Raw genomic sequence first — 11,201 nt, forward strand, 5'->3', positions numbered from 1 at the left:
CCCTTTTTCTTGGATTTCCCAACCTCACCGATTGAAAATACACGGGGCTTTACTATGTCTGAATCAGTACTTCAGCGACTAGAAGAACTAAAAGAGTCGTTGCATTACCACGCTGTGCGTTACTACGTGGAAGATAACCCAGAGATCCCTGATGCCGAGTACGACCGTTTAATGCGAGAGTTACTGGATATTGAATCTGAGAACCCTGACTTAATAACCGTAGACTCGCCAAGCCAACGTGTCGGTGGACAGCCTCTCTCTGCGTTTAGCCAAGTGACACATGAAGTACCGATGCTTTCGCTTGATAACGCGTTTGATGATAGTGAACTCGATAGTTTCCACAAGCGCGCACAAGAGCGCGTGGGCAGCCAGAGTGTGAAAGAATACTGTTGTGAGCCTAAATTGGATGGACTCGCCGTAAGTTTGTTATATGAGAATGGCGTGTTAGTTCAGGCGGCCACTCGAGGCGATGGTACTACGGGTGAAAACATCACAGAGAATGTGCGTACGATTAAAGCTATTCCTTTAAAACTCAGGGGTAATGACTGGCCAAATCGTCTTGAAGTTCGTGGTGAAGTCTTTATGCCGAAAGCTGGGTTTGAAAAGCTCAATGAATTAGCAAGGAAGAAAGGCGAGAAAATCTTTGTGAATCCACGTAACGCTGCGGCAGGTAGCTTACGACAATTGGATTCACGTATTACGGCTTCTCGTCCGCTTAGCTTCTATGCATACAGTGTAGGCGTGGTGCAAGGCGCAGAATTGGCAGCAAGTCATTACGAACGCTTTTTGCAAATCAAATCTTGGGGACTGCCAATGTGTCCGGAAACTAAGCGAGTTGAAAGCTTGGCGGATGTAAAAGCTTACTACCAAGATATATTGCAGCGTCGTGATGCCCTCCCTTATGAGATCGATGGTGTCGTTATTAAAATTGACGATATTGCCGTGCAAGAGCGTCTGGGGTTTGTTGCTCGCGCTCCACGTTGGGCGATTGCCTACAAATTTCCAGCACAGGAAGAAATGACGACACTGAATGAAGTGGAGTTCCAAGTCGGTCGCACTGGTGCGATTACACCTGTTGCTAAGCTAGAGCCTGTATTTGTTGGCGGGGTAACGGTAAGTAATGCGACGCTTCATAACGCAGATGAGATAGAACGTCTACAGGTCAAGATTGGTGATCACGTTGTGATCCGCCGTGCTGGCGATGTTATTCCGCAAGTCGTATCTGTCATCAAAGAGCGTCGACCAGAAACAGCTCGAGATATTGTTTTCCCAACTCAGTGTCCTGTTTGTGGTTCGCATGTTGAGCGGATCGAAGGAGAAGCGGTAACACGTTGTATGGGGGGCTTAGTTTGCCAAGCCCAACGCAAACAAGCGCTAAAACACTTTGTTTCTCGTAAAGCGTTAGACGTTGACGGTTTAGGCGATAAAGTGATCGAGCAGCTTGTTGATCGTGAGATGGTGAAAACTCCTGCTGACTTGTTTAAGTTATCAGCGGGGATTTTAACCGTACTAGATCGCATGGGGCCAAAGTCTGCGCAGAATATTGTGAATGCGTTAGAAAAATCCAAAGAGACAACTTTACCCCGGTTTTTGTATTCACTGGGGATCCGTGAAGTTGGCGAGGCAACCGCAGCAAACTTAGCAATGCACTTTAAAACGTTGGGAGCGATCCAAAATGCTACCGAAGAGCAGTTGATTGAAGTGCAAGACATCGGTGCTGTGGTTGCTCAACATATTACGACTTTCTTTAGTGAAGAACAGAACCAAGCGGTGGTTAAAGATTTGCTTGAACAAGGAATTCATTGGCCAGAGATTAATACTACTGAGCAGGTGGGGGAATTACCATTAGAAGGTAAAACAGTAGTATTAACGGGAACACTTTCTCAACTGGGGCGTACAGAAGCCAAAGAAGCCCTCCAAGCACTGGGGGCTAAAGTGACGGGTAGTGTTTCTAAGAAAACCGATATTTTGTTTGCTGGTGAAAATGCAGGTTCGAAGCTCGCAAAGGCACAAGAACTGGGTATCGAAATTAAAACAGAACAAGACTTACTCGAACTGATGAATTAAGTCTTCTCAAAAAAGCTAAAAAATAACTAAAAGCCCCGTATGGTAAGCATGCGGGGCTTTTTCTTGTTCACAATTAAGTGTTTTTTTATTGAGTAATTGATGCCTTTGTTCTTTTCAGTGATCAAGATCGAACCTTGGGTTATTGGTTTTTTTGGCTTTTTAGTCTGCGAGTGACTTCAAGTTGATACTTTTAAGTTAAATTTAAATGTTTGATTTTAAATGATATTTTATTGCGTTGTGTTGGTGTTGTTAAAAATAAGATCTGGATCAATAAGTTATATGGAACTTTGGAGTGGCTCATATTTTTTTAGAAAAAAAATAAGTTCCATTTGGATGTTTTTAGCTGCGAAGTTAGTCTTAATCACGTGGATACACGGTGTGTATGCAGGAACTAAAAAAAAGCCAAATTAGAAATAATGAGGTTTGATCAGGAATTTACTTCTCTCCTTCGGCGGCCAACTAAAGGTGAGATAGAAAAATACAGCTATATCCATTTTTAGGAGTTTTTCCATGGACAAATTTTTTAAGGTTTCAGCGTTAACCGCAGCAATGTTTGGTGTTGTTGCTGTCGCTCCAGCTACAGCGTCTACTGAAAGTGCAGCAGGTGGCGAGTACGTAGAGAAAGTGAACGAATTTATGCAAGACTCAAGTCTGAATGCATTATTCATAGTTGATACTCGTTCACGAACTCGTACAACAGGTAAGCCCGGCGGTGAAAATGGTGACCGTTGGAGTCGTCTAAACTACTCTTCTTACAACGCAATTTTAGACTTCACTTCTGGCTACCACGATGGTTGGGTGGGCGCAGATGTTGCGGCTTACTACTCTGGCGATCTTTACAACGATAGTCTTTACAATTCAAACGAAGGCTACCTATGTAACGAAATCTCAACTTGTAACAACCTAGACTGGGGTGCAGGTGATGGTCAGCAGCTTAAAGTTTACAAAGCAGCGCTGAAATTCAAAGCAAACGAAAACTTTAATGCTCGTTTCGGTATGTTACAGGCTGGTGGTAACGGTACAATCGGTAACGTTTGGAGCTTTGTACCTGGTACTTACCGTGGTTTCGAACTAAACGCTAAACTTGGGGATTTCAACCTAAGCTACTTTGGCGCAGACCAATTTACAGCACCTTGGCTGCTTCACGAAGATGATTACGCACCAGCGCTTTGGTCTGACACGTCATGGAGCTACCTACACTCTCTAGGCCTAAATGGTAACCTAACTGACAGCCTGTTTATGCAACTTGGCCTAGGCCAAGCAACTGGCGTTCAATATGCAAATGGTGTTGACTGGGGTGCAGGTCAAGTGACTAGCTACCACAACGAGACTGATAACACATCTTACAAAGCGTATTTGAAGTACACAGTGAGCGATCGTACAACTCTAGCATTTGATTTCTACGGTGTTGATGACGATGTGAAATACGATGGTCTAGGTTTCCACACTGGTCTATCTTTGAATCAATCTTTCGGTAAGCTAGCTTGGATGTCTGAGTTGCGCTACACAGACACAGATAACCGTGCGGACTTCGTTCCTCGTACTATTCATACATATGGTATGAACAATGGTACTTGGTCTCAGTGGTGGGACGCGCTATCTGACTGGAACAAAGCGGGTGAGCTAGCATGGTACAACCGTCTATCTTACAATCAAGGTAACGGCTGGAACTACTACCTAGGCTTTGGTTACGGTACTGGCGCTGACTCTGCAGCAAGCGGAGCATCAGGTGACTGGGATTACGAAAGCGAATACGCAGTTAACGCAACAGTATCTTACTCACTACAAAGTGGTGCGCTTAAAGGTTCTACCATTCGTTTACACGGTACAATCCTAGAACGTGATGAGTACGCAGGTGCTGGCGATGCGGATGAAACAGACTTACGTCTACAAGTTCTTATCCCTTACAGCTTCCACTAATACTTAATGAGATAATAAAAGGAGCCGCTAGGCTCCTTTTCTATTTCACTTCTCGGCCGTCGTATATTTTGCAATATAACGGTGGCAACATATGTACATTACCGTTTGGCAACTCACACTTTATCTCTGGACCTAACGTACGACCACCGGATGCACCATTAGCATGAGTGGTTAACGGAATTATGGCAAAAGATATTACTAATAGACCAGATAAAAATCTCATAATAATCACCTTAATATAAACTTTAAATATCTACGTGCTTGTATAAACCGTGACTACGCAGAAAGGCAAGGTTGAATAGGGCTCTTATATCAAACTAAGCTCTTACTTCTTTACTATTCCCATTCCCCACCTCTAAATCGACACATTTCACTTGGAATATTCGTAACGTCGCCACTTGGCATCTTACATTCGACTATAGGTCCCAAATTAGTTGTACCGCCGTTTCCGTTGTTGTAGGCAAAGGAAGAAAAAGAAAAAATACCGCACAACATTAAAAAGAGAAGCTTATTCATAGTACATCCTCTTACTTACCAAATAAAAAGCACTCAACTTAAATGCTTATGCGTTAAGTATGTATCCGAGGATAAAAAGATCAAAAAATAATTCAATAAAGTTTTATTTTTTAAAATAAATTTAGATCGATAATTTACCTATATATATTTCTATCTTATTGATTGTCGTGTGTTGAATAATTAAATAATAGGAAATGTGAGGTAGGGTATTAATAATATTACTAATACTTATTTTTTTCTCGATTTTAATTAAGGTAATGAAATGAAAGCAGTTGTTTAGATTAAAGTAATGGAGCATGATTTGCCCCATTACTTTGGCATAAATTAATTAGAATCAGGCTCAATGATTAAAATAATACCTTCAACATCGGTGATTCTTACGCGGGTACCGGCTGGAAGTGCTTGATCCGATTGTGCGGACCATGTGGTATCGGCTACCTTGATGCGATTGAGCCCGACGGAAAAGTCTTCTTCAAGGATAAGAGTACGCCCAATTAACTGCTTGTACTTTTGGTTCAGATCTCTTTCTTGGTCTTCTTGCTTGTCTTTAGACCATTGTCGTCGCCACCAAAGCCAGGTGGTGATTAAGCTGAAGCTTGCAAAGCAAAGCCATTGCAATTGCCAGCTCATTGGCAAAACGGTCATGATTGCTCCAACGATAAGTGCAGACATCCCGAGCCAGAGAAAATACCCTGCGGTACCAAGTAGCTCAACTGCTAAAAGAGCAAAGCCAAACGCTAGCCAATGCCAGAAAGAGATACCTTCCAACAAACTAAAAAAGTCCATAAATTATTCTTTATCTTGCTGTTTAAACATTTCTGCTATCCCTGCAACCGAGCCCATTAGTCCGGTTGCTTCTAATGGAAGCATAATGATTTTACCATTTTCGGCTTGACCAATGCTCTTGATCGCTTCGGTATAACCCTGTGCAATGAAGTAATTGACGGCTTGCATGTCACCTTTTGCAATGGCTTCGGAAACCATGTAAGTCGCTTTTGCTTCTGCTTGTGCGGCACGCTCACGTGCTTCTGCATGGAGAATAGCAGACTGCTTTTCGCCTTCAGCTTTTAATATCTCTGATTGTTTATGACCTTCGGCCTTTAATATCTCAGCTTGGCGAACCCCTTCTGCTTCAAGAATTTCCGCACGCTTATTACGCTCGGCTTTCATTTGCGCATTCATTGCAGCGGTCAGATCGGCTGGTGGCTGGACATCTTTAATCTCAATTCGTGTGACTTTTACGCCCCAAGGGTTTGTTGCTTGGTCAACAATCGCCAACAGCTTAGAGTTGATCATGTCGCGTTGGCTCAGCATTTCGTCCAGTTCCATTGAACCTAAAACGGTACGAATGTTGGTAAGGGTCAAGTTTCTAATAGCGTGTTCTAAGTCGTTGACTTCATAAGCCGCTTTGGCAGCATCGATCACTTGAACAAATCCGACAGCGTCAATAACCACGTTAGCGTTATCTTTTGAAATGACCTCTTGCGCAGGAATATCGAGAACGCGCTCCATCATATTTACTTTTTGACCAACTTTATCAACGAATGGAATGATCAAGTTTAAACCCGGCTTTAATGTGTGGGTGTAGCGTCCGAAGCGTTCAACTGTCCAGTTGTTTCCTTGCGGAACCGTTTTAATGGCTGAAGATAAGATAACGACAGCAAGAACGACGAAAATACCGATGGTGATCAGTGAATCAATTGGCATGAGTTATTCCCTTAAGTGCATAATGTTCGATCCATTTTTACCTATTTATAGACAATAGACAATTGAAGTTCTGAGACCTTTGAGAGGTTATTGGTTTTTTATATGACAAAGGCCGGAAACACCGGCCTTTGTCATTGCATGGTTTTACTCTCGCTATTTCGCGGGGTATTCAATCCAACTTGAACCATCAAGAGAAACATAATACTTCCCTTGTACTTCAATCACAGTAGAGCCTGAGTTCTGCGCGACAATTCGTGTTTCTGGTAGGTTCTCTGTCAATATTGAAGGGCTAAACGTCTTACTTTGATAAATGTTTTTATCCAGGATATTCGAAACGAGCTGCGACAATGCCAGATAGCTAGATGGCTCGCTTACGTGTTCGGTGTCGCCCTGACGCTGAATTCCTTCTCCGAAGATTTTAATTCCTACCGGTGTATGAATGATTGTCGGTGCAGGAATTTCTCGCATACCTGAAATTTGCATGCGGTCTCCTCGCATACCACCACCATGTTCTGGTACCAAAGCGACAACGATGTTGCGTTTTGAGGACTCTAAGGTTTTAAAGAACGCGTGGAGGTCATCAAGCAAATTCTTAAGGCGCATTTTGTAGCTAGCAATAGATGTGCTTGAGTTCGTATTGATGATCCTGTTGCCATCATGTAGTGAAATTGAGTTGTAGAGTGCCACGACTTTGTCGTCACTACTGTTAAGTCTTTGCTGCCACCAGTTATCCAATACTTGCTTATCGCGGAAGATCGAAGAGCCATCAAAAGATTTTTGGTAAGGAGTTAAGCCTTCTTGAGACATAAGAGCCCCTTGTAAGTCGCCGTCTTTTTTGATCAATTCAAGGAAGCTATCAAAGACACCATTGTGGTTCATCAGTAAATTTTCTGTGAAGCCTAGTTCTTTCAAACTTTCGAACAAGTAGCACTGCTTTGATGGTGCTGGCTGGAACAGTTGACTGTGTTCTTGTTGACCACAATTGGCTCGTAGCAGACGAATGACAGCAGGCCCACTGTATGACGTAGCGGAGCTAAAATTGTCGAACATGATGTCAAACTCTTTGAACAGAGGATGATCAGCCAGTCCTGCAATTTCGATGTCATCCCACGCGACCGAACAAATACTCAAGAACAGCAAATCAAAAGGAGCATCCATTGCGCTGTTGGTATCGAATGTCACATGTCGGGAAGCTTCTTTAGAAAAGAAATCTGCAGTTAACGTGTTGAGACTGGCATCATTAATTTCCGTTATTTGAGGTTGTTTGCTAGCAGTAACCTCGGTTGTTGGCTGTTGTTGGGCTACTTCTGCAGCCACTGTTGTCTGAGGTTCAGTCGTCATAGGAATACTTATATAGACCATCGCAATAACCACAAAGACTGAAACCCTAACAAACTTGCTCAAAATAAAGTACGCACCACACAAAGCGAGCAATCCGAGTATTGCTTGGAATGATAAAAATCGTCCCAAAAGCTCGACCAGATAACTCGATTCAAACTGCATTAACTGTCCCGCTTGAGCCCAAAGACGGTTTAGAGGAGGTAGGTAAGAATCGTAATGCAAGAGCCACGCTGCGGCGACAAATGAAACGATATGGCGCACCGCATTTAGGCTTTTCATCGAGATAGGAAGCAGGATGAAGATCAACAGCGCAAAGTTTTCCATTGGATGGAAATCGATGATTCCTTGAAAATAGAGCGCTGTTTTTGCGATAAAGTAAATGTTCCACCAGCCCAATCCTATAGTGAGGGGGGTAGAGTCATGAGAATGCGATGTCATTACTTAAGCTTCTTGGTGTTAGTGGCTGATGTATCTAGCTCAAAATAGCGCGAGCGTTTTAAGTGTTTGTGGTAAAAGCGTCGGGTAGCGTTTACTAGGTCACGTAGAAAGTATCCTAGGAGTAGGCCAATACCTGAACTGATACACACGGTCAGTAAAAAATCGTTAATATTCATGAACGTTCCTTGAGCTCAATGGTTTTTTTCACAGCAAACAAAGGAGGAACATCAACCATAGAATTAATGGTGTTATGGAACATTTTCCTCTCTGTCGCCAGAGCTGAAACGTCGTCGGATATGACGGCTTCATCTTGAACGATGAATTTTAACTCTGTTTCGATATCTAATTGAGTATCAAACGTGTGAGTTGAGTGAAATAAGTCTCTCACTGGGAACTCAAATATATTGTTGAGTGCAATGTCAATATCGCTATGTCGAATAGCACTGAACAAGACATACAGAGCTTTGTTGCAGGCTGTCACAACGTCGCCATCTCTTCGAATATGGCAAAGACGTAAACATTCCTCTCCCGTCATGCCTGGTAATAAGTTCAGCTTGATAAGCGCAAAGTTCACATTTGAGTGTGTTGAGTGGGAAATGACGTCAATACAGTATTGGCTAAAGTCCTGGTTTTGTAAGTAGCCTTTGCTACCAAACTTAAGGTCATACTTTAAGAGCGCCTCTAAACTGTCAGGAATTGGACGCGTAAGCATCTGGCCTTGAATTGCTTCAACCTGAGTCATAAAGCGCATTGGGGGGATTTGCGCGTGAGAAATGAAGTTTGCCCCCGAGCGAAGTAAGAACTTTTCATCTGCATATCTCAGACATTGTTGGGTCTCCCTGACAATAATCTTTAGCTGACGGCCATACGCGGACCTTAAACGGTAGCAATCTAACGCGATCTGTTGAACTTCGCTTTGGTTATCACAGCTGAAAACAATAGTTGAAGAGCGAGGGTTGTTTAACATCGCTATGAGCTCTTGATTACTCTCAGCCATACTCATCCCTTTTGGGGCTTTCTCGCTTTCTCTGAAGGCTCCTCTGCTGATATATATTCTATCACTATCCGATTTGTCTTCCTGTATGGCACGAGGCTGATGCGTTTCGTAAGACGTTGCTTTTAGCTTCTTATCTTTAGTGTTAGAGAGAAGGTATTCGTCTTGGGAAATTACACCGTGTTTATTGGACCAAAAATCCACAAGATAGCAGTAGCGAGCATCATCTAATGATGTCATGGTCGCCAAACCGGCGATGTATCTATTATGAGAAATAAGAATGGGTTTTAATATTGAAGTCGTCAGATGCCCATATATACAAACACTAATAGTGAGTTTTTTATTATTTGCTAGTTCATTTAAGTTTCGTAGGAAAATACTTACAAAATAATCATCACTTGATGATAGTAGTGAATCTGGAACTACTAATATATATGTGGAGAGTTTCTTTATATTTGTTTGGCGAATGTCTTTCACAAGATTTATAGCGTTCGGCGCTTTATTTGTGAATTTGTTGCTAAGAAAGAAACACTGTTCAATATGGAGTGTGGATAACTCATTGAATTTGCATAAGGCTTCATCATTCAATGCAGACAAAAAAGTTTCCTTGTCTGTAAAGCTTGTAAGTGAAGTGTTGTTATTTTCTGGTAGCGTACTGAACAAATAATCAATGATCATTTGCTTATGTGTAAACAAGTTTACATAAACAGAACTTATCTCTTTTTCAGAAGTAATAGCGGATAACCCGGAGATTGCTGACATCAAAAGGCCTTATATTCAATAGTTTACTGTCATTGTGCGTTGTGGCTTACAATCCGCTGTATGCTAATCGTTACAATGTTAACTTTTCTTGGCGACAAGAAAATGACGCCAAGATATTAAACGAAATTGATCAAAAATTAAAATAGTTATAGCATTGCTTCATATGATGTTTATAAGTTTAAATTCAATAATTTTCAAGCCTATGATTTTGCTGTAAATTATTTATTTCACTTATATGTCGTAAATGGATAATTACAATTCACCTTCATAACCCCTGTTTCTGAAGTCAAACATCATTTAGGGATTTATTAATTATGTGAACTAATAAACAGCCCTGTTCACATTCATTAGCATTCTGTAAATATGAGACGCATAGTTCGATGCGTCAATTTTTTAACAATGGAATTTATACTGCAAAGAGTAATTGGCGGGATTGCCATTACCGCAGTTTAAACACCGTTATATTGTGAAAAAAATGTTGTGACTGAGTCTGCAAAAGATATTAATTCGATCTACTCTTCTTATAACTTAACTCAACATAAGTATATTGAAACAACAGAAAACGAGTCTTACGTGCAAGCTAAAAATAAGTGGTTGGTCTTTCAAGCCAACGGTGCTCGTAATGCTCTGTTTCAAGTGCGTATTAAGCAGACAGGTTTAGAGACTGAAGCGATATGAAACGCCTTCTTTTTGTTAGTTTAAAAGGTGGTTGTGGCTCAACGACCGTCGCTGCGAACTTGGCACAAGCATTAGTTAAGATAAACAAACAGGTACTGGCCATTGAGGTGGTGCCTAACAGTTTACTGCAAACTCATCTTGGCTTGCCGCAGGAAGAGAAAGATGGCTGGGCGAAACAACTTCTTTCAGATAAACCTTGGACCCAGGCTGGTTATGAAAGCCCACAAGGTGCACTTTTTTTACCGTTTGGCCATCTGAATTCTGAGCAGTTAAAAGCGTTTTTTAACGAGCGTTCTCACTACCTGTCAATGCTAGGTGAAATGACGTTGCAAGTGAGCGAAAACCGTGGTGAGCAGTGGCTGCTTTTTCACGCCGACTTAGCAGAGCTTACTGATCCTGAAGTGCGATCTTTTGTCGACTCAATGGATATGATTGTGGTGGTGGTAACGGCAGACGCCCTGAGTTATCTCACTCTTCAATCTTGGCTACAACATGAAGAGCTATCGAGATTGCTTCGCTCTGACAAATTACGTTTTTTGGTGAATAAGTATCAGCCAGAAACCGAAATTGGTCGTGATTTCATGTTGGTGCTGAAAAAGGAACTTAGCGAATCCTTGATTCCTGTTTCGATTCATCGAGATACGGCATTGCTTGAATGTGTGGCAAACCTGACGACCGTTCAACACTATTCGCCATCGAGCCAAGCCGCAAAAGATTTTCAGTCTTTTGCTTTTTGGTGTGTATCAGCGTTATCAAGCGCTCAGGACCAAAGCTAATT

The 11,201-nt window shown here is 42.0% G+C and carries 11 protein-coding genes; 4 read left to right on the forward strand and 7 right to left on the reverse strand.

Going from position 1 to position 11,201, the window contains the following annotated elements:
• Nucleotides 1–54: 54 nt before the first annotated feature.
• Both ligA and R7P64_RS16260 read left to right on the forward strand, forming a co-directional pair.
• Nucleotides 55–2,067: an NAD-dependent DNA ligase LigA gene (gene ligA / locus R7P64_RS16255; RefSeq protein ID WP_065274253.1), complete on the forward strand. Its 2,013-nt coding sequence runs from the start codon at nt 55–57 to the stop codon at nt 2,065–2,067.
• 510 nt (nt 2,068–2,577) lie between these two features.
• Nucleotides 2,578–3,987 carry a hypothetical protein gene (locus tag R7P64_RS16260; RefSeq protein WP_005382055.1) on the forward strand — a complete coding sequence of 470 codons (1,410 nt, stop codon included), beginning with the start codon at nt 2,578–2,580 and terminating at the stop codon, nt 3,985–3,987.
• A 40-nt stretch (nt 3,988–4,027) separates the two neighbouring features.
• Here the strand turns inward: R7P64_RS16260 and R7P64_RS16265 are convergent, their stop codons facing one another.
• From R7P64_RS16265 to bcsE, 7 genes are all read right to left on the reverse strand, one after another.
• A complete protein-coding gene (locus R7P64_RS16265) occupies nt 4,028–4,210 on the reverse strand; it encodes a hypothetical protein (protein WP_021707681.1) in 183 nt (60 codons plus the stop codon).
• 113 nt (nt 4,211–4,323) lie between these two features.
• Nucleotides 4,324–4,503 carry a hypothetical protein gene (locus R7P64_RS16270; protein ID WP_021707680.1) on the reverse strand — a complete coding sequence of 60 codons (180 nt, stop codon included), beginning with the start codon at nt 4,501–4,503 and terminating at the stop codon, nt 4,324–4,326.
• Nucleotides 4,504–4,827: 324 nt separating this feature from the next.
• Nucleotides 4,828–5,289 (reverse strand): NfeD family protein, encoded by a 462-nt coding sequence (locus R7P64_RS16275; RefSeq protein ID WP_005382058.1) that lies wholly within the window; start codon nt 5,287–5,289, stop codon nt 4,828–4,830.
• Between the two features lie 3 nt (nt 5,290–5,292).
• Nucleotides 5,293–6,210: an SPFH domain-containing protein gene (locus tag R7P64_RS16280; RefSeq protein ID WP_005382060.1), complete on the reverse strand. Its 918-nt coding sequence runs from the start codon at nt 6,208–6,210 to the stop codon at nt 5,293–5,295.
• Nucleotides 6,211–6,363: 153 nt separating this feature from the next.
• On the reverse strand, nt 6,364–7,989 hold the full coding sequence (gene bcsG, locus R7P64_RS16285) for a cellulose biosynthesis protein BcsG (RefSeq protein WP_213893628.1): 1,626 nt from the start codon (nt 7,987–7,989) through the stop codon (nt 6,364–6,366).
• Nucleotides 7,989–8,165 (reverse strand): hypothetical protein, encoded by a 177-nt coding sequence (locus R7P64_RS16290; protein ID WP_172797322.1) that lies wholly within the window; start codon nt 8,163–8,165, stop codon nt 7,989–7,991. The genes bcsG and R7P64_RS16290 overlap by 1 nt, the downstream gene beginning before the upstream one ends.
• Complete coding sequence (gene bcsE, locus R7P64_RS16295) at nt 8,162–9,745, reverse strand: cellulose biosynthesis protein BcsE (RefSeq protein ID WP_318123701.1); 1,584 nt, start codon at nt 9,743–9,745, stop codon at nt 8,162–8,164. Before bcsE ends, R7P64_RS16290 begins: the two co-directional genes overlap by 4 nt.
• Before the next feature lie 480 nt (nt 9,746–10,225).
• Here bcsE and R7P64_RS16300 point away from each other — a divergent pair, with 480 nt between their 5' ends.
• Complete coding sequence (locus R7P64_RS16300; protein ID WP_031781222.1) at nt 10,226–10,423, forward strand: hypothetical protein; 198 nt, start codon at nt 10,226–10,228, stop codon at nt 10,421–10,423.
• Nucleotides 10,420–11,199 carry a cellulose biosynthesis protein BcsQ gene (bcsQ, locus tag R7P64_RS16305; RefSeq protein WP_021484815.1) on the forward strand — a complete coding sequence of 260 codons (780 nt, stop codon included), beginning with the start codon at nt 10,420–10,422 and terminating at the stop codon, nt 11,197–11,199. Before R7P64_RS16300 ends, bcsQ begins: the two co-directional genes overlap by 4 nt.
• Nucleotides 11,200–11,201 lie beyond the last annotated feature (2 nt).

The sequence above is a fragment of the Vibrio sp. 2304 genome (assembly GCF_033339475.1).
Lineage (GTDB): Bacteria > Pseudomonadota > Gammaproteobacteria > Enterobacterales > Vibrionaceae > Vibrio > Vibrio alginolyticus.

Coding starts and splice junctions, on each gene's coding strand:
- bcsE (WP_318123701.1), bottom strand. CDS start 9,745: ATGTCAGCAATCTCCGGGTTATCCGCTATTACTTCTGAAAAAGAGATA.
- R7P64_RS16260 (WP_005382055.1), top strand. CDS start 2,578: ATGGACAAATTTTTTAAGGTTTCAGCGTTAACCGCAGCAATGTTTGGT.
- ligA (WP_065274253.1), top strand. CDS start 55: ATGTCTGAATCAGTACTTCAGCGACTAGAAGAACTAAAAGAGTCGTTG.
- R7P64_RS16265 (WP_021707681.1), bottom strand. CDS start 4,210: ATGAGATTTTTATCTGGTCTATTAGTAATATCTTTTGCCATAATTCCG.
- bcsQ (WP_021484815.1), top strand. CDS start 10,420: ATGAAACGCCTTCTTTTTGTTAGTTTAAAAGGTGGTTGTGGCTCAACG.
- R7P64_RS16290 (WP_172797322.1), bottom strand. CDS start 8,165: ATGAATATTAACGATTTTTTACTGACCGTGTGTATCAGTTCAGGTATT.
- R7P64_RS16280 (WP_005382060.1), bottom strand. CDS start 6,210: ATGCCAATTGATTCACTGATCACCATCGGTATTTTCGTCGTTCTTGCT.
- R7P64_RS16270 (WP_021707680.1), bottom strand. CDS start 4,503: ATGAATAAGCTTCTCTTTTTAATGTTGTGCGGTATTTTTTCTTTTTCT.
- bcsG (WP_213893628.1), bottom strand. CDS start 7,989: ATGACATCGCATTCTCATGACTCTACCCCCCTCACTATAGGATTGGGC.
- R7P64_RS16275 (WP_005382058.1), bottom strand. CDS start 5,289: ATGGACTTTTTTAGTTTGTTGGAAGGTATCTCTTTCTGGCATTGGCTA.